The sequence below is a fragment of the Luteibacter sp. NPDC104163 genome (genome assembly GCF_055584245.1).
In genome coordinates this window covers 38523-56009 of record NZ_JBVJMK010000009.1, presented here as the reverse complement: position 1 = coordinate 56009, position 17487 = coordinate 38523, and the positions used below count along the sequence as shown (strand labels likewise).

The 17487-nt window shown below is 66.0% G+C and carries 21 protein-coding genes and 1 tRNA gene; 18 read left to right on the top strand and 4 right to left on the bottom strand.

The window, feature by feature from the left end; all coding sequences use genetic code 11:
- Positions 1–77 precede the first annotated feature (77 nt).
- Positions 78–623 carry an RNA pyrophosphohydrolase gene (locus ACZ6YI_RS12800; protein ID WP_465778997.1) on the bottom strand — a complete coding sequence of 182 codons (546 nt, stop codon included), beginning with the start codon at positions 621–623 and terminating at the stop codon, positions 78–80.
- A gap of 141 nt (positions 624–764) precedes the next feature.
- Here ACZ6YI_RS12800 and ACZ6YI_RS12795 point away from each other — a divergent pair.
- Positions 765–841: transfer RNA gene (locus tag ACZ6YI_RS12795), tRNA-Met, on the top strand.
- 136 nt (positions 842–977) lie between these two features.
- On the opposite strand, the gene ACZ6YI_RS12790 is transcribed toward ACZ6YI_RS12795, so the two are convergent.
- Complete coding sequence (locus ACZ6YI_RS12790; RefSeq protein ID WP_465778996.1) at positions 978–1589, bottom strand: LuxR C-terminal-related transcriptional regulator; 612 nt, start codon at positions 1587–1589, stop codon at positions 978–980.
- 209 nt (positions 1590–1798) lie between these two features.
- Between ACZ6YI_RS12790 and queD the strand changes: the two genes are divergently transcribed.
- The 13 genes from queD to glmU all read left to right on the top strand — a co-directional run bounded on the left by queD (position 1799) and on the right by glmU (position 12607).
- Positions 1799–2152: a 6-carboxytetrahydropterin synthase QueD gene (queD, locus tag ACZ6YI_RS12785; protein ID WP_440325178.1), complete on the top strand. Its 354-nt coding sequence runs from the start codon at positions 1799–1801 to the stop codon at positions 2150–2152.
- Positions 2153–2264: 112 nt separating this feature from the next.
- The gene (locus tag ACZ6YI_RS12780) at positions 2265–2591 is read left to right on the top strand and encodes a phasin family protein (protein WP_465778995.1); all 327 of its coding nucleotides are present in this window, start codon (positions 2265–2267) and stop codon (positions 2589–2591) included.
- A gap of 206 nt (positions 2592–2797) precedes the next feature.
- A complete protein-coding gene (locus ACZ6YI_RS12775; protein ID WP_440325176.1) occupies positions 2798–3127 on the top strand; it encodes an ATP synthase subunit I in 330 nt (109 codons plus the stop codon).
- A 3-nt stretch (positions 3128–3130) separates the two neighbouring features.
- On the top strand, positions 3131–3970 hold the full coding sequence (gene atpB, locus ACZ6YI_RS12770) for a F0F1 ATP synthase subunit A (RefSeq protein WP_440325174.1): 840 nt from the start codon (positions 3131–3133) through the stop codon (positions 3968–3970).
- Positions 3971–4045: 75 nt separating this feature from the next.
- Positions 4046–4333 (top strand): F0F1 ATP synthase subunit C, encoded by a 288-nt coding sequence (atpE, locus tag ACZ6YI_RS12765; protein ID WP_247331317.1) that lies wholly within the window; start codon positions 4046–4048, stop codon positions 4331–4333.
- A gap of 85 nt (positions 4334–4418) precedes the next feature.
- A complete protein-coding gene (locus ACZ6YI_RS12760) occupies positions 4419–4889 on the top strand; it encodes a F0F1 ATP synthase subunit B (RefSeq protein WP_440325172.1) in 471 nt (156 codons plus the stop codon).
- A gap of 2 nt (positions 4890–4891) precedes the next feature.
- Positions 4892–5425, top strand: a complete 534-nt coding sequence (locus ACZ6YI_RS12755) for a F0F1 ATP synthase subunit delta (protein ID WP_465778994.1) — start codon at positions 4892–4894, stop codon at positions 5423–5425.
- Between the two features lie 58 nt (positions 5426–5483).
- A complete protein-coding gene (atpA, locus tag ACZ6YI_RS12750) occupies positions 5484–7034 on the top strand; it encodes a F0F1 ATP synthase subunit alpha (protein WP_465778993.1) in 1551 nt (516 codons plus the stop codon).
- Positions 7035–7096: 62 nt separating this feature from the next.
- Positions 7097–8005 carry a F0F1 ATP synthase subunit gamma gene (gene atpG, locus ACZ6YI_RS12745; protein ID WP_440327683.1) on the top strand — a complete coding sequence of 303 codons (909 nt, stop codon included), beginning with the start codon at positions 7097–7099 and terminating at the stop codon, positions 8003–8005.
- 73 nt (positions 8006–8078) lie between these two features.
- Positions 8079–9491, top strand: coding sequence for a F0F1 ATP synthase subunit beta (gene atpD, locus ACZ6YI_RS12740; RefSeq protein ID WP_440327684.1), 1413 nt, complete (start codon positions 8079–8081; stop codon positions 9489–9491).
- Positions 9492–9534: 43 nt separating this feature from the next.
- Entirely contained in the window at positions 9535–9960 is a 426-nt protein-coding gene (locus ACZ6YI_RS12735) for a F0F1 ATP synthase subunit epsilon (protein WP_440327685.1), read from the top strand.
- 102 nt (positions 9961–10062) lie between these two features.
- Positions 10063–11145 carry an AsmA family protein gene (locus tag ACZ6YI_RS12730; RefSeq protein ID WP_465778992.1) on the top strand — a complete coding sequence of 361 codons (1083 nt, stop codon included), beginning with the start codon at positions 10063–10065 and terminating at the stop codon, positions 11143–11145.
- An 88-nt stretch (positions 11146–11233) separates the two neighbouring features.
- Positions 11234–12607 carry a bifunctional UDP-N-acetylglucosamine diphosphorylase/glucosamine-1-phosphate N-acetyltransferase GlmU gene (glmU, locus tag ACZ6YI_RS12725; protein WP_465778991.1) on the top strand — a complete coding sequence of 458 codons (1374 nt, stop codon included), beginning with the start codon at positions 11234–11236 and terminating at the stop codon, positions 12605–12607.
- A 60-nt stretch (positions 12608–12667) separates the two neighbouring features.
- Here the strand turns inward: glmU and ACZ6YI_RS12720 are convergent, their stop codons facing one another.
- A complete protein-coding gene (locus tag ACZ6YI_RS12720; RefSeq protein WP_465778990.1) occupies positions 12668–13654 on the bottom strand; it encodes a chorismate transformation FkbO/Hyg5 family protein in 987 nt (328 codons plus the stop codon).
- A 177-nt stretch (positions 13655–13831) separates the two neighbouring features.
- On the opposite strand from ACZ6YI_RS12720, the gene ACZ6YI_RS12715 reads away from it, so the two are divergent.
- The 4 genes from ACZ6YI_RS12715 (at position 13832) to ACZ6YI_RS12700 (ending at position 15865) form a co-directional block, all read left to right on the top strand.
- Positions 13832–14104: a phosphopantetheine-binding protein gene (locus ACZ6YI_RS12715; RefSeq protein ID WP_440327689.1), complete on the top strand. Its 273-nt coding sequence runs from the start codon at positions 13832–13834 to the stop codon at positions 14102–14104.
- Positions 14105–14167: 63 nt separating this feature from the next.
- On the top strand, positions 14168–14476 hold the full coding sequence (locus ACZ6YI_RS12710; protein WP_465778989.1) for an ApeI family dehydratase: 309 nt from the start codon (positions 14168–14170) through the stop codon (positions 14474–14476).
- Positions 14473–15417, top strand: coding sequence for an LpxL/LpxP family acyltransferase (locus ACZ6YI_RS12705; RefSeq protein ID WP_465778988.1), 945 nt, complete (start codon positions 14473–14475; stop codon positions 15415–15417). The genes ACZ6YI_RS12710 and ACZ6YI_RS12705 overlap by 4 nt, the downstream gene beginning before the upstream one ends.
- Positions 15410–15865, top strand: coding sequence for a hotdog family protein (locus ACZ6YI_RS12700; RefSeq protein WP_465778987.1), 456 nt, complete (start codon positions 15410–15412; stop codon positions 15863–15865). Before ACZ6YI_RS12705 ends, ACZ6YI_RS12700 begins: the two co-directional genes overlap by 8 nt.
- A 7-nt stretch (positions 15866–15872) precedes the next feature.
- On the opposite strand, the gene ACZ6YI_RS12695 is transcribed toward ACZ6YI_RS12700, so the two are convergent.
- Positions 15873–17468, bottom strand: coding sequence for an NAD(P)/FAD-dependent oxidoreductase (locus tag ACZ6YI_RS12695; protein ID WP_465778986.1), 1596 nt, complete (start codon positions 17466–17468; stop codon positions 15873–15875).
- Positions 17469–17487 lie beyond the last annotated feature (19 nt).

The window sequence follows — 17487 nt, the reverse complement described above, 5'->3', positions numbered from 1 at the left end:
CGGCCGTTCGCGGGATCCGCATGGCTCCGGCACCTCGTGGGAGCGCGCTTGCGCGCGATGGTCCGCGACCGCTCCGCCTACTGCCCAGCTTCCCTGGCCTGCCGCAAAAGCTCCGCCTGCTGCGGACAGCTGCCCACCTCCACACTGCAGACGCTTTCCACCATCGGCGCGAACTGGCGCAGGGCCCGCTCATAGACCTGCCGCTTGAAGTTGACCACGTGGTGGGCCGGGTACCAGAAATCCACCCACCGCCAGAGGTCGAACTCCGGCTTCTCGCACGCATCGAGCTTGAGGGCTTCCTCACCGCCGGTCAGGCGCAGCAGGAACCAGACCTGCTTCTGGCCGATGCAGGTAGGGCGCTGGTGGTGGCGGACGAAGCGGCTGGGCAGCCGGTAACGCAGCCAGCCGCGGGTCTCGGCCAGCACTTCGACGTGGTGCGCCTGCAGGCCGGTCTCTTCCTCCAGCTCGCGGAACATGGCTTCCAGCGGTGTTTCGTCGCTGCGCATGCCGCCCTGGGGGAACTGCCAGCCGTCACGATTCACCCGACGCGCCCAGAACAGGCGGCCGTCGGCGTTGAGGAGGACGATCCCCACGTTCGGTCGATAGCCATCTGCGTCGATCATTCAGCCTCCGCGAGCCTTTCGCGTTACGGTCGATTCAACCACAGCGCGAGAAGTTGCTTCAAGGCGCCTCTTGATCGGCGAGCCAGCCCCGATTAAACTGCCCGGCCTTCGCGGCCAAGCCCGCGGACGACCAGGTTTCACGGCTAGGTAGCTCAGCTGGTCAGAGCGCGGCACTCATAATGCTGAGGTCGGCGGTTCGAGCCCGCCTCTAGCCACCAGGAAAAGAAAAAGCCGCTCCGGTCCCCGGGGCGGCTTTTTTCTTGCCCGCCGCACACCTGTGGGAGCGAGCTTGCGAGCAATGGGCCCTGCGGGAGGGCATCGTTCGCAAGCTCACTCCCACAAGAGATCGCGTCGTTAGGGGCCGGGTTCCAGGAGCGTGGCCGTCTCCAGGTCGAGCGTGGGCGCGGTATCCAGCACCACCCGGGCCAGCTCCACCACGTTGTGCACCCGCAGCTTCGCCATCAGGTTCGACCGGTGCAGTTCCACGGTTTTCGGGCTGATTTTCAGCTCGCTCGCGATCACCTTGTTGAGCTTGCCAAGCATGATTCCGTCCAGCACCTGCGATTCGCGGCGGGTCAGGGAAACCCCGGGGCGCAGGTTCGCCAAGGGGTCGGGATCAGGCCCCGCGGCGGGGTCCTCGCCAAGCGGCATGAGGAACACCGCCTGGAAGCTGACGGGCGCCACGTCGAGCACCTCGCGGGTTACGCGATAGCGCCGGGGTGCGGCGTGCCGGTCGCGGAAGAGGAATTCATCGGGCTGGCCGGTGGGCAGGAGATGGTTTTCCAGCCAGGCGGGGCCGGCTCGGCCCCTGGAGATGCCGAATTCGCGACGGAACGCCGCGTTGATCATGACGGCGTGACCGCCATCGCTTCGCCAGACCACGCAGGGCCAGGGCAGGGCGGAGAACACTCCCTCGGCCAGCTCGCAGGGCTGCGGCTGGTCGACAGACTCACGGCCAAGGCACATCGATGCCTCCTTCGGTGAACCACAAGGGGTCGGCGCGCCCCCTGACGCCGCCGATCTAGTTACCACTGCAACCGTTGGGCGATGAAAAGTCCATGAACCCGGCCGCCGGATTGGCCAAACTGCGATCTGCGTCGTGAAGCTTCCCTGCGCCCGGTCATTTTTTCCGGGTTGCTACAATCCCCGTCAGAAACCGCTCATTCCTGGCCCCCATGCGTATCTTCAAGACCTTCAATATCGAGGCGGCCCACCGCCTGCCGAACGTGCCCGAGGGGCACAAATGCTCGCGCCTGCACGGCCACTCCTTCCATGTGGAGCTCCATGTGGAAGGCCCGATCGACCCCGTTTTCGGCTGGGTCATGGATTTCGGCGACCTCAAGGCTCGCTTCAAGCCGCTGTACGAGCGCCTGGACCACAACTACCTCAATGACATCGAGGGGCTGGATAACCCGACGAGCGAAAACCTCGCCCGCTGGATCTTCGAGCGCCTGCGTCCCGAGGTGCCGCTGCTGTGCAAGGTGGTGGTGCATGAAACCTGCACGTCGGGCGCCGAGTACGCGCCGTAAGCCAGGCGCCTATTCGGCAAGACGAAACCTGTCATCGCAACAAAAAGTGGTTGCTGCCCTGCAACAGGCGGGACTACACTCCGGCACCTTCCCGTTTCCCGGCGGTTCCCTGATGGCGCACGTAAACGCTTACGCTGACCTTGCCCATTTCGTGGAACAGGCCGCGGCTGCGCAGGCGCTTGCCTGGCGCGGCATGGAGCGGGTGGCCGACCTGCAGTTGCAGGCCCTCGAAGGGCATGCGCGCGCGGCGACCGGCCTCATGGCGGATGCGATGCAGGCGCAGGATCCGGACGCGATGCGTGCCGTGATCGCGCGCGGCGGAGACCTGCAGCGGGAAGGCGTCGAGCGTGCCGCAACGGCCGCCGGCGACATCATGGGCGTGGCGGTGCAGACCGCCACCTCGCTCGGCGCATTGGTGGGCCAGCCCGCCAGGGCCTGACCTGCCGCGGCCCACTCGCCAACGACGCGACCGCCCGTCGCGCCGGCGGGTGGTTATGGACTTTCGTCGCTTGTCCGGTGGTTTGCGCCACTGGTATACTTTTCCAGATTAAACCGTGGCCCGTTGAACCATCTGGTGCCGCCTTCGAGCGAAACCACGGGAGCCTCGCGTTGCTCAATAGTCTTGCAGCCGGTCGTCACCTAGCCATGCGCGTGGTCATCACGCAGCTGGCGGTGGCTGTGGTTGCGGGACTCGCTTTCTGCCTGCAGGGGCGTGCCGCCGGACTGGCCGCGTTTGCAGGTGCCCTGGTCGTCGCTTTCGCCACCGCGCTGCTTGCCGCGCGAGCGTTCAGCGCGCTGGGCGGGGCAGGGGCAACGTTCATGCGGTTCCTCGTGGGCATGATCCTTCGCTGGATCGTCCTCATCGGTGGACTGCTGCTCATCCTGGTTCAATGGAAGCTGCCACCCTTGCCGGCACTGGTCGGCCTGGTAGCGGCTTACGCGGTCAACGTATTTGCATTCAGATTCAAGGGTTGAGGCATGGCTAGCGAACCGCAGGGCGGTCTAACCGAATACATCCAGCACCACCTGAACCACATGACGGTGAATTTCAGCGCCGATCATTTCTGGTTCTGGAACCTCCGCGCCGACTCGCTCATCGTGTCGTTCGTGCTGGGTGCCGCGTTCTGCCTGTGGTTCTGGCTGTACGCACGCAAGGCCACGTCCGGCGTGCCGTCCAAGGGCCAGGCCCTGGTCGAGCTCGCCATCGAATTCGTCGATACCCAGGTGAAGGACACCTTCCACGGCGACCGCCGCACGGTCACGCCGCTGGCGCTGTCCATCTTCATGTGGGTGTTCCTGATGAACGCCATGGACCTCCTGCCGGTCGACCTCGCCGGCTGGCTGGTGCACACGTTCGCGGGCGCTGAAACGGCCCACCACACCTACTTCCGCGCGGTGCCCACCGCCGACATCAACACCACCGTCGGCCTGTCGGTCGCCGTGCTGTTCATCGTCATCGGCCACGGCATCAAGGCCAAGGGCGGCTTCGGCTTCGGCAAGGAGCTGCTGACCGCACCGTTCCATGCGGAAAACCCGATCGCCAAGACCATCCTGGTGATCCCGAACTTCCTTCTCAACGTCGTCGAAACCCTGTCGAAGCCCGTGTCGCTCGCCATGCGACTGTTCGGCAACATGTACGGCGGCGAACTGGTGTTCATGCTGATTGCCGGTCTGATGGTGAGCTGGATCAGCTTCGTGCCTGGCGTCGTGTTCAACACGGCCTGGGCGATCTTCCACATCCTGATCATCGCCCTCCAGGCGTTCATCTTCATGATGCTGACGATCGTCTACATCGCCACGGCGCGGGAACATCACTAACTCACCGCACCGACGTTCCACTTTTTTCAGTTCGTCCTTTCCATCCTTTCGTAATTCGTTATCCAGGAGATCACCATGGAACTCGCCTCGCTTCTCGCCCACGTGCAGGGCATGACCGCCATCGCCATCGGCGTCATCATCGGCCTCGGCGCGCTGGGCGCCTGCCTCGGCATCGCCATCATGGGCTCGAAGTTCCTCGAGTCGGCTGCCCGCCAGCCGGAACTGGTCCCGCTGCTCCAGGGCCGCATGTTCCTGCTCGCCGGCCTGATCGACGCGGCGTTCATCATCGGCCTCGCCGTTGCCCTGCTCTTCGCGTTCTCGAACCCGCTGGTCGGCGTCGTCCGCGCTGCCATCGGCGGCTAATCAGCCGTTCGTTCGCCTTGTCGCCGCGGCCTGAGTGCCGCGGCGGCCGTCAGTACACAAGCGTTCGGAGTACTTCGGAGAGATCATGGAAATCAACATGACCTTCCTGGGCCAGATGATCTCTTTTGCGATCCTGGTCTGGTTCACCACCAAATTCGTCTGGCCGCCGCTGAACGGTGCCATCGAAGAGCGCCAGAAGAAGGTGGCCGAGGGGCTTGCCGCCGCTGAGCGTGCCCGCGCGGAACTCAAGGACGCCGACGCCAAGGTCGCGGCCGAGATCAAGCAGGCTCGCGTCCAGTCCACCGACATCATCGACAAGGCACAGGCCCAGGCCAACGCCATCATCGAGAAGGCTCGCGTGGAAGCCACCGAGGAGATCAACCGTCTGAAGGCCCAGGCCCAGGACGAGATCGCCACCATGGCGCAGCGTGCGCGCGAACAGCTGCGTGAGCAGGTCGGTTCGCTCGCCATCAAGGGTGCGGAAAAGATCGTCCAGCGTGAAATCGACCCGGCGGCCCACAAGGCGCTGCTCGACCAGCTCGCTGCCGAGATCTGATCATGGCCCAGGCGCTCACCCTCGCCCGTCCGTATGCGCGCGCTGCCTTCGAGGTAGCGCACGCATCCGGTGCGCTCGCCGACTGGTCGGCAGCGCTGAATTTTGCCGCCGCGGTTGCGGTCGACCCCCAGGTCGCCGGCCTCGGCAACGATCCGCGCGTGCAGCCGAAGCAGCTCGTCGCGATCCACCTTCCGCAAGGCATGTCCGCCGATGCGCCGTTCGCCCGTTTCCTCGAGGAACTGGCGGAGAACGGCCGCATGGGCCTGCTGCCGGAAATCGCCGCGCTCTACGACCAGTACAAGCTGGAGTCGGAGTCGACCCTGAAGGTCAAGGTCACGAGCGCGCTGGATCTCGACAACGCCCAGGCCGAAGCGCTGCGCGCTTCGCTCAAGCGCCGCTTCAAGCGTGAGATCGAACTGGATACGCACGTCGATCCGGCGTTGCTTGGCGGTGTCGTCATCGACACGGGCGAGCAGGTCATCGACGGGTCCGCGCGCGGCCGCCTGCAGCGGCTGGCCAGCGTGCTGACGCACTGATTACGAGCTTCTCATACCACCGGGTGCCGTGAGAGCGGCGCAACCCAAGGAACCGACCATGTCCAGCACCACTCTGAATCCGTCCGAGATCAGCGAGCTGATCAAGTCCCGCATCGAGCAGTTCAAGCTCGGTGCCGAGGCACGCAACGAAGGCACGATCATCAGCGTGTCCGACGGCATCGTGCGCATCCACGGCCTGGCCGACGTGATGCAGGGCGAAATGATCGAACTGCCGAACGACACCTACGCGCTTGCGCTGAACCTCGAGCGCGACTCCGTCGGCGCCGTGGTCCTCGGTGAGTACCAGCACCTGCGTGAAGGCGATACCGCCAAGACCACCGGCCGCATCCTCGAAGTGCCGGTCGGCCCGGGCCTGCTCGGCCGCGTCGTCGACGCGCTCGGCAACCCGATCGACGGCAAGGGCCCGATCGATGCCGCCGGTTCCTCGCCGATCGAAAAGGTCGCGCCGGGCGTCATCTGGCGTCAGTCGGTCGACCAGCCGATGCAGACGGGCTACAAGTCCATCGACTCGATGATCCCGATCGGCCGTGGCCAGCGCGAGCTGATCATCGGCGACCGCCAGACGGGTAAGACCGCTGTCGCGATCGACGCCATCATCAACCAGAAGCACTCGGGCATTAAGTGCATCTACGTGGCCATCGGCCAGAAGCGCAGCTCCATCGCGAACGTGGTGCGCAAGCTCGAAGAGAACGGCGCGCTGGCCAACACCATCGTCGTCGTGGCTTCGGCCTCCGAAGCGGCTGCCCTGCAGTACGTCGCGCCGTACTCCGGCTGCGCCATGGGCGAGTACTTCCGTGACCGCGGCGAAGACGCGCTGATCGTGTACGACGACCTGTCCAAGCAGGCCGTGGCCTACCGCCAGATCTCGCTGCTGCTCAAGCGCCCGCCGGGCCGCGAAGCCTACCCGGGTGACGTGTTCTATCTCCACTCGCGCCTGCTCGAGCGCGCCTCGCGCGTCAGCGCCGAGTACGTCGAGAAGATGACCAATGGCGAAGTGAAGGGCAAGACCGGCTCGCTCACCGCGCTGCCGATCATCGAAACCCAGGCGGGTGACGTCTCGGCCTTCGTGCCGACCAACGTCATCTCGATCACCGACGGCCAGATCTTCCTTGAAACCGATCTGTTCAACGCCGGTATCCGTCCGCCCGTCAACGCCGGTATCTCGGTGTCGCGCGTCGGTGGTGCCGCCCAGACCAAGATCATCAAGAAGCTCTCCGGCGGCGTGAAGCTCGCCCTCGCGCAGTACCGCGAGCTGGCCGCGTTCGCGCAGTTCGCTTCCGATCTCGATGCCGCCACCCGCGCGCAGCTGGATCGTGGCCAGCGCGTCACGGAACTGATGAAGCAGCCGCAGTACGCGCCGCTCTCCATCGGTGAGCTGGGCCTGTCGGTCTACGCTGCCGAGAAGGGCTACCTCGATGACCTGCCGGTCAACAAGGTGCTGGCGTTCGAGAAGGGCCTGCACGCGTTCTTCCGCCAGAACAACGCCGATCTGATGAAGAAGATCGACGAGACCGGCGACTGGGACAAGGACATCGAGGCCACCTTCAAGGCGGGCACCGACGAGTTCAAGAAGACCGGTAGCTGGTAAGCGATACCCACGCGGGGCGGTTCCGCCGCCCCGCTGCGTCACCCCTTAAAGACGAGTAAGCCATGGCAAGCGGCCGCGAAATCAAAACCAAGATCAAGAGCACGCAGAACATGCGCAAGGTGACGCGTGCGCTCGAAATGGTCTCGGCGTCGAAGATCCGCAAGGCGCAGGACCTGATGAAGGCCTCGCGCCCGTATGCGCGCCTGATGCGCAAGGTCATCGCCCACGTCGCCCAGGCCAGCACGGATTTCACCCATCCGTTCCTCACCGAGCGCGAGAACGTCGCGCGCGTCGCGTTCATCGTCGTCTCGACCGATCGCGGCCTGGCCGGTGGCCTCAACTCCAACCTGTTCCGCCGCATGCTCACGGCCATCCGTGAGTGGCAGGGCAAGGGTGTCGAGGTCGATGTGGTGGCCGTGGGCCAGAAGGCCGTGCAGTTTTTCCGCCGCATCAAGGGCGTGAACCTGATCGGCTCGGCCACGCACCTCGGTGAGAAGCCGAAGCTGGAAGACCTCATCGGCGTCATCAAGGTCGTCCTCGATGCCTACACCGATAACAAGCTCGATCGCGTTTTCCTGACCTACAACGATTTCGTGAACACGATCGTGCAGAAGCCGGTCATCGAGGCGCTCCTGCCGGTCTCGCTCGTCGCGAAGGAACTGGAAGACGCGAAGGGTGCGGCTGCGGAAGGCGTGAAGGTCGAGCAGACCCACGACTGGGATTACATCTACGAACCGGATGCGCGCACGGTGCTCGAGCACCTGATGACGCGTTACATCGAGTCCGTGGTGTACCAGGCAGCGCTGGAAAACCTGGCCTCCGAGCATGCCGCGCGCATGGTCGCCATGAAGGCCGCGTCCGACAACGCCACCAAGGTCATCGGCGAGCTCACGCTCAGCTACAACAAGGCCCGCCAGGCCGCGATTACCCAGGAAATCTCGGAAATCGTGGGCGGCGCCGCCGCGGTCTAAACGAACACGCCATGGCGACGCGTTACGCGGCGCCGCTACAGAACCTACTTAAAGATTCATCCGGAGCACATCCATGAGCCAGGGTAAAGTTGTCCAGATCATCGGCGCGGTCGTCGACGTCGAATTCCCGCGTGACCAGGTCCCCGAGATCTACGACGCACTGAAGGTCGAAGGCACCGAGATCACCCTCGAAGTGCAGCAGCAGCTCGGCGACGGCATCGTCCGTTGCATCGCCCTCGGTTCCACCGACGGCCTGCGCCGCAACCTCGTCGCCGTGAACACCGGCGCCGGCATCAAGGTGCCGGTCGGCAAGGCCACCCTCGGCCGCATCATGGACGTGCTCGGCAACCCCATCGACGAAGCCGGCCCGATCGGCGCGCAGGACGCGTGGGAAATCCACCGCGAAGCCCCGTCGTACGACGACCAGGCCGCGGCCAGCGAGCTGCTCGAAACCGGCATCAAGGTCATCGACCTGATGTGCCCGTTCGCCAAGGGCGGCAAGGTCGGCCTGTTCGGCGGCGCCGGCGTCGGCAAGACCGTCAACATGATGGAACTCATCAACAACATCGCGAAGGCGCACTCGGGTCTGTCCGTGTTCGCCGGCGTGGGTGAGCGTACCCGCGAGGGCAACGACTTCTACCACGAGATGAAGGACTCCAACGTCCTCGACAAGGTCGCGATGGTGTACGGCCAGATGAACGAGCCGCCGGGCAACCGCCTGCGCGTCGCGCTGACCGGCCTGACCATGGCCGAGTACTTCCGCGACGAGAAGGACGAGTCGGGCAAGGGCAAGGACGTGCTGCTGTTCGTCGACAACATCTACCGCTACACGCTGGCCGGTACCGAAGTGTCCGCGCTGCTCGGCCGTATGCCGTCGGCCGTGGGTTACCAGCCGACCCTCGCCGAGGAAATGGGCGTCCTGCAGGAGCGCATCACCTCGACCAAGTCGGGCTCGATCACCTCGATCCAGGCCGTCTACGTGCCCGCGGATGACCTTACCGATCCGTCCCCGGCCACCACCTTCGCGCATCTTGACGCGACCGTGACCCTGAGCCGTTCGATCGCCTCGCTGGGTATCTACCCGGCGGTGGATCCGCTCGACTCGACCAGCCGCCAGCTCGATGCCAGCGTCGTCGGCGAAGAGCACTACAACACGGCCCGCCGCGTCCAGCAGACCCTGCAGCGCTACAAGGAGCTGAAGGACATCATCGCCATCCTCGGCATGGACGAGCTGTCGCAGGAAGACAAGGAAGCCGTGTCGCGCGCCCGCAAGATCGAGCGTTTCTTCTCGCAGCCGTTCCACGTGGCCGAAGTGTTCACGGGCTCGCCGGGCAAGTACGTCCCGCTCAAGGAAACCATCCGCGGCTTCAAGATGATCGTGGACGGCGACGTCGACCACCTGCCGGAGCAGGCCTTCTACATGGTTGGCGGCATCGACGAAGCCATCAAGAAGGGCGAGGAGATGGGTGCGAAGAAGGCCGCGTAAGCGCCTCCTTCGTCCCCCTCAACCAAGCACGGAATAGAAGCCCATGACCCATACCATCCGCGTCGACATCGTCAGCGCCGAAGCCGAGATCTACTCCGGCGAAGCCACGCTCGTGGTCGCCACCGGTGAGCTTGGCGAGCTGGGTATCGCGCCGCGCCACGCACCGCTCATCACCCGCCTGAAGCCGGGCCACGTGGACGTGGTCGGCACCAACGGCGAGCGCCAGCAGTTCTACGTCTCCGGCGGCATCCTCGAGGTGCAGCCGCAGGTCGTCACGATCCTCGCCGATACGGCTGCCCGCGCGGCCGACCTCGACGAGGCCGCGGCCCTGAAGGCGAAGGAAGAGGCGGAGGCCGCCCTGGCCAACCGTGGCGAGCAGCTCGACGTGGCCGAGGCCCAGGCCAAGCTGGCCGAGGCCCTGGCGCAGCTCCAGGCGCTGGAGCGCCTGCGCAAGACGCTTAAGCACTAAGCGCCGCGCGCACCGCTTCGAAAGAAACCCCGCCATCCGGCGGGGTTTTTTTGTGCCCGGCCTTCATCCCGCGATGACCTCGCCCATTTCACACTGCCGGATATGCATGTTCGCTACCGCCGCAGCCTGTGGGTCCTCCTCGTCGTCGCGATCGTCCTGATCGTGGCGCGGATCGCGCTGCCGTACATCGTGCTCAACCAGCTCAATGCCCGCCTGGCGCGGATGGGCTCGTACGCCGGGCATATCGAAGACATCGATATCCATCTGTGGCGCGGTGCCTATTCCCTCGACAGCCTGCGGATCACCAAGGTGGACGGGAAAATCCCCGTGCCCCTTTACGACGCCCGCCGCACCGACATTTCGCTGAGCTGGCTGGCCCTGACCCACGGCCACCTGCGCGGCAAGGTCGAGTTCATCGAGCCCACCCTGAACTTCGTCGATGGCAAGGGCGAGGGCGATACCCAGACAGGCAAGGGCGTCGACTGGCGGGCGCAGCTGCGCGCGATCGTGCCCACGCGGATCGACGAGCTCCGGGTGGTCGATGGCACGGTCACGTTCCACAACTTCGTATCGAGCCCGAAGGTCGACCTGAAGATGACCGCGGTCAACGGTACGGTCACCAACCTCACCAACGTGGAGCGGAAAGGTGGCTCGCGCGTCGCCCATCTGGACGCGACAGCACGCATCCTGGGCGATGCCCCGTTGCAGACGAAGGCGGAGTTCGATCCGCTCGAGCAAGCGGGCGACTTCAGCTACGAGCTCACCGTGCGCAACATCAAGCTGGTGCGCGCTAACGATCTTGTGCGCGCCTATTCCGGCCTGGATTTCGCCGGCGGCGAAGGCGACTTCGTCATGGAACTCCAGGCAAAGGATCGCAAGCTCAACGGCTACGCCAAGCCCCTGTTCCACGACCTCAAGATCTTCAGCTGGAAGCAGGATGTCGTGCAGGAGAAGAAGAACCCGCTGAAGCTCGCCTACGAGGCCGTGGCCGAGGGCGTCACCAAGGTCTTCAAGAACCAGTCGAAGGACCAGTTCGCGACGCGAGTGCCCATCTCCGGCACGATCGACAGCCGCAACATGTCCGTCGGCCAGGCCATCGTCGGCATACTGCACAACGCGTTCGTGGAAGCGTACAAGCCGAATCTCGAGCATCTAACCGAGCGTCCGAAGGACGACAAGGACTGACCCGCCACCGGTTAGTGCGGACGGCGGACTTGGCAGGGCGACCCGAAACGCGCGAAAGTGCGCCCCTGGCAAACTGGCAGGCAAGTTTATGACCCCACCGCTGCACGTCCTGATCCTCGCCGCCGGCGAGGGCAAGCGCATGAAGTCCGCATCCGCCAAGGTGTTGATGCCGCTCGCCGGCAGGCCGCTACTTGCCCACGTCATCGAGGCTGCGCGCGCACTGGGCCCGGCGGGCGTCCACGTGGTCTACGGCCACAATGGCGAGCAGGTGCGCCGCGCCTTCGCCGCGGATACCGCGCTGGGCTGGATCGAGCAACGCGAGCGGCTGGGCACCGGCCACGCCGTGCGCACGGCGCTCGAAGCCCTGCAGGCCGACGGCAAGCTCGAGGGCCGCGTGCTCGTGCTCTACGGCGATGTGCCGCTCATCCGCAGTGAAGTGCTCTCTGCCCTGGTGGCCGGCGACGCGGGACTCGCGATGCTCGCCACGCGCTTGCCGAATCCGGCGGGCTATGGCCGCGTCGTGCTGGACGCCCAGGGCAAGGTGCGCCACATCGTCGAAGAGAAGGACGCGAGCGCGGCGCAGCGCGCCATCGATGTGGTGAACACCGGCATCGTGGCGGGCGACGCGGAGCGCCTGCTGGACTGGACACAGCGCCTCGGCAACAGCAACGCGCAGGGCGAGTATTACCTCACCGATATCTTCGAGATGGCCGCCGCCGAGGGCGCGCCGGCCGCCTGCGTCGACTGCGACCCCGTCGATGCCTCGGGTGCCAACGATCCGTGGCAGCTGGCTGGCCTGGAGGCGATGTACCGCGAGCGCATGGCTCGGCAGCTGGCTGTCGCCGGCGTACGCATTGCGGATCCGTCGCGGATCGATATCCGCGGCAAGGTCACCACGGGTACCGACGTGGAGATCGATGTGAACGTCATCCTCGAGGGTGACGTGGAGCTGGGAAACGACGTGCGCATCGGGCCGTTCACGCGCGTGCGTAACGCCACGCTGGCCGCCGGCACCGTCGTGCTCGCGCATTGCGACCTCGATGGCGTGGTGACGCACGGCCCCTGCACGATCGGCCCCTTCGCGCGCCTGCGCCCGGGTACCGACCTGGCGGAGGGCGTGCACATCGGCAACTTCGTCGAAACCAAGAACGCGGTGATCGCCGCGGGATCGAAGGCTAACCACCTCTCGTACCTTGGCGACACGGTGATCGGCAGCAAGGTGAACATCGGCGCGGGCACCATTACCTGCAACTACGATGGCGTGAACAAGAGCCGCACGACCATCGAGGACGGCGTGTTCGTGGGTTCCAACAGTTCACTCGTCGCTCCGGTCACCCTGGGGGCCGGCTCGACGATCGGCGCCGGCACGGTAGTGACCCGCGACGCCCCCGCCGGCGAACTCACGCTCGCCCGCGCACGCCAGACCACGATCCCCGACTGGCACCGCCCAACCAAGAAATAACCCTGTGGGAGCGCGCTTGCGCGCGATCGCGCGCAAGCCCGCTCCCACAAGAGCCGGGGTTCAGCGGTAACGCCAGCCGTCGATCTCGACGAGCAGTTCCTCGCGGCAGATATCGCCATGAACGAGCAGCAGTGGCGCATCGGGCCAATGCGCGGCCGCAAACGCTTTGACCTCTGCCGCGTCCGCGGGGTGGCGTACGTAGGCCTTGAGCGGCGCGCGCGCGTCGAATCCTTCGGGAATGCCGCCGTTCGCCAGCAGCGCATCGAGGTTCCGGCGCGTCTCGGCCAGCTGCGCGGCGAGATCCCCGGCGTGCGCGGAGGCATGTCCGACGACCGCGGCGGTGCCCGAGATGGCCAGCAGGTCGTCCGCAGGCAACAGCGTGCCGCGGGCGAAGCTGGGCGGCGTGCGGCCGTACTGGCGGGGATACTGCCAGGCGCTCACCTGGCGCGGGTTCTCGACGCGGGTGCCCGGGCGGTCGGTTGCCAGCAGGTAAACCTGGAGCAGGCCTTTACTCGCGTGGTGCCCGATCGCCGAGGCCGCCGGAAAGCCCTGGGCAAACGCCTCGCCCATGCCGGCGATGCGGCCGTTGCAGAACAGCTTGTAGCGCTCATCGTCCCCTGCGCCCGCATTGATCGCGCCGAGGTAGTTCCAGATGCGCTGCACGTGGCATTCCGGCCCGCGTGAGACGAAAGCGGACAACTGGCGATAGGCATGCGCGGCCGCGCCTTCCGGATCACCGTGGTCCGCCTCGTCGCACTCCACGGCGGCGTACAGCCAGCCGCCGCCGCGCGACCAGCGCAGGTCGCCGTCACGCCCGTACGTCACGTCCGCATCCACGGTCCAGACCTCGACGGGCGCCTCGCCCAGCGGCTCCAGCGCGACGCCGAGCCAGCGCGGATCGTCGATCGCGCTTGCCGCGCGGCCAAAGCCAAACGCGGCCAGGGTGCGCGACGACAGCGGGCCAGCCGGCGGCTCGCGGTAGGTGACGGTCGGTGAAGGGCGGGCGGCGAGCGGGGCTCGCTCGCGCATGTCGCTGGCTGAGCGCATCGAGGCTTCCATGTAAACGCTGGGCCCCATCATATCCTGCGACCGGCCACGCGTTCGTGGCCGCGTCTTCACGTGGCTGAATGTAGGCTCGCCAGGGCATGAAAAGCCCTGTGTTACACTCCGCCGCCGCTGCCATCCGGGGGGAGGCAGGCATGATCCGGGGACCTGGAAACACCAATGGCAACGCAGACCGAAGCACAGAAAGAACTCGCAGAACTGATCGTCACCAGCCTGAACCTGGAGAGCGTGAAGCCGGCCGATATCGACCCGGAAGCGCCCCTGTTCGGCGGCGACCTCGGGCTGGATTCCATCGACGCGCTGGAAATCGCCCTCGCGGTGTCCAAGCGCTATGGCTTCCAGCTGAAGTCGGATAACCCCGACAACCGCACCATCTTCACGAGCCTGCGCACCCTGTCCGAGCACATCGAACAGCACCGCGCGGCCGCCTGACGGCCCGTTCAGGTCACGCTGCCTCGTGCCGTGGTTTGCTCTGCGCAAACACGGCATACGACCATGACCGACACCGCAGCCTGCTACACACAGGCCTTCCGCTTCGCGGCGGGCCACCCCAGCTTCGCCGGGCATTTTCCCGGGCGGCCCATCGTGGCCGGCGTGCTGATCCTCGAGCAGGCCGCACGGGCGCTCCGGGCATGGCGCGATGCGTCGGTGCGCCAGGTCGTCGATGCGAAGTTCATCGCGCCGCTCCTGCCCGACGAAGAGGCCGTGCTGGAGCTGAGCGAAGCCGGTGAGCGCCGTTACCGCGTGGTGGTGCGTCGCGGGGACGCGATCCTCCTGCGCGGCACGCTGGAGGGCAGCGCATGAGCCACTGGCAGCAGCGCGAAGGTGGCGGCTTCTTCGCCATCTGGCTTATCCGCACGATCGGGCTTCGCCTGGGCCGCCGCGTCGCGCGCCTGCTCTTGTGGCCGATCGCGCTCTACTTTTTCCTGCGCCGCCCCGCGGAGCGGCTGGCCTCGCGCTTGTACCTCGCGCGCGTGCTCAACCGCCCCGTGACCCACGCGGATGTGTTCCACCACATCCACATGTTCTCGGCGACGCTGCTTGATCGCATGTTCTTCCTGGCGCGCGGTGAGCGCGACTTCATCGTCGAGGCCGAAGGCGTCGCCGAACTGGATGCCTGCCTCGATGAAGGCAAGGGCGTTCTCCTCCTGGGCTCGCACCAGGGTAGCTTCGAGGCGTTGCGCGCACTCGGCCAGCGCCGCCCGGACGTTCCGCTGCGGGTCGTGCTCGACAAACAGAAGACGCCCGCGCTGACGGCCTTGCTGGAAGCGCTCGCCCCGGACGTGGGTGCCGCCGTGATCGACGCCTCGCTCGGCGGCACGTCAGTTGCGCTCGCCATGGCCGAGGGTGCCGCGAAAGGCGGCATGGTGGCCCTGCTTGCCGACCGTGGCAATCCGCACGAAGCCTCGCGCGTCGTGCCGTTCCTCGGTACCCCCGCGTCGTTCCCGGTCGGCCCCTGGCTGCTTGCGTCGGCGCTGAAGATTCCCGTGGTGCTGTGCTTCGGCATCTATCTCGGCGGCAATCGCTACCGGCTGGTGTTCGAAACCTTCTCCGAAGGTATCGACATCCCGCGGGCGTGCCGCGCCGAAGCACTCGAGGCGATCATGGCCCGCTTCGCCTCGCGGCTTGAGCACTATTGCCGCCTGTATCCGTTCAACTGGTTCAACTTCTACGATTTCTGGCAGGAGGCCGACGGTGCAACCGCAGCCACTGTTCCCCAGCCGGTACAGCACGCCGATGCCTGACGGACAGCCACAGCCGACGCTGGCCAGGGCGGATTTCGCCTACCTCGTGCCGCACGCGGGCGACATGTGCCTGCTCGATGGCGTGGTGGCATTCGACGCCGACACGATCCACGCGGTGAGTACGGGCCATGTCGCATTAACGCACCCGCTGCGCGGTGAAGATGGACTCCACGCGGTGCATCTTGCCGAATACGGTGCGCAGGCCACGGCGGTACACGGCGCACTGCGGGCCAAAGCTGCGGGAGCGACCCAGCCTCGCCCGGGCATGCTGGTGAGCCTGCGCGGCGTGAGGCTGGCGGTGGAACGGATCGATGACCTGCCGGGGCGCCTGGACGTCTTCGCCGAGTGCCTGCTCGCCGACGAGTCAGGCGCGCAATACACCTTCCGCATCGAGCACGAAGGCCGCGAGATCGCCAGCGGCCGGGCGGCGGTGATCCACCCGGCCTGAGGCGGCGTCAGGCAACGCGGTCGAACAGCTTCGTCCGCACGCCTTCGATATCGACGAGATGCTCGTAGCCTTCGAGCAACGAGGGATGCTCCGCGGCCGCCTGCTCGATGGCGTTGGCTGCGAGCAAGCGCATCATCCGCACGTTGTTACGCAGGCGCTCGGCCAGTGATTCATCGTCGAGCACATCGTGCAGCGTGCGGTTCATGTCTGCGAACCAGGTCAGGTCGCGCTGGTCCATCATGTGCCGGTGGTTGCGCTTGTGCGACACCGCGTGCCAGCGCTGGAAGAACCCCTGCATCTCGATGTTGAGCTCGGCGCTGCCGGTCAGTTCGGGTGCCATGTGCGTGATGAAGTCGGCATCACCGAGCCGGTCCTGGAACACGATCTGGCAGAGCACGCCCCAGTAGTACGCGTAATCCCAGATCACCTTGGTCGGGAGTACTTCCGGGTCGCCGAACAGGTTGTATTGCCCGCGATACATGCGCAGCGTGCTGTCGTAGAACGAGAAGAACAGGCGCTCGAACAGGCGGGCGCGGGGCGCCAGTGCCTCGCCGCGGCGATCGATGCCGACCAGCTGGGTGATGTAGGTATTGGTGATGGCGATGAAGTCGCTGCCTGGCGAATAGAACGGATCGAGGAACGCGCCGGCCTCGCCGGTCAGCGCCCAGCGATCCGGGGAGAACATGCGCGAGCAACCGTACGAGTAGTTGCGGAAGAAGGCGAAGTCGAGCAGTTTTTCCTTGCGCGCCTCAACCTGCTTCGCCAGCACGGGCTGGTGCTCCCAAAGCCATGCCAGGGCCTTATCGAAGGTGTTCATCGATTCCAGCGGCTGGATCTTCGCATCGGCGACGATGCCGACCGAATGCGCGCCGGATGCAAGCGGGATCAGCCACACCCAATAGCCGGGGCCGACCATATGGTTGGTCGAGCGCCAGCGCTCGGGCGGATGGCAGCGGTCCTTCCACTCGGCATCGCCGCACCAGTCATCGATCGCCAGGCGGTCGTCAATGCGGAACCACACGGCGTTCGCGTGGTGGCCGTTGTCGCGCGTCAGGTCGAGCTTGCGGCGCATGAGCCCGGCGCGGCCGCTGGCATCGAGCAGCCAGCGGGCCTGCAGTTCCGACTCGCCGGCTTCACTCTTCACGCGGATGGTGTGGGGTGCATCGCCGCTGCCGATGTCGAAGCCGCGGACGGTGACGCCTTCGCGGAAATCGATGCCACGGCGGGCCGCTTCCTCGCCCATGAAGTTTTCCAGGATGCCGCGATCGATCTGGTAGCTTGGCGTAGGCAGCACGGCGCTGACGCCAAGCTCGGTCACGTCGGCCAGGTCATCCTTGCCATCGGAGAAGAAGAAGCGGAAACCGAACTTGCGGATCTGCTCGGTCTCGAGGTGGTCGAGCAGGCCGAGCGTGTCGGCGAAGTAGTGCGCGGCGATTTCCACGGTGGATTCGCCGACCTTGAAGGCGGCTTCGGGTAGCGGGCGCGCGTGCCGCTCCAGCACCACGATATCCATGTCCGGATAAGCGCGCTTCAACTGCATCGCCAGCGAAAGTCCTGCGAGTCCTCCCCCGAGGATCACGGCGTCGTGCATCTTGTGGTCCATCCCTTCCACCCCTTGGTTG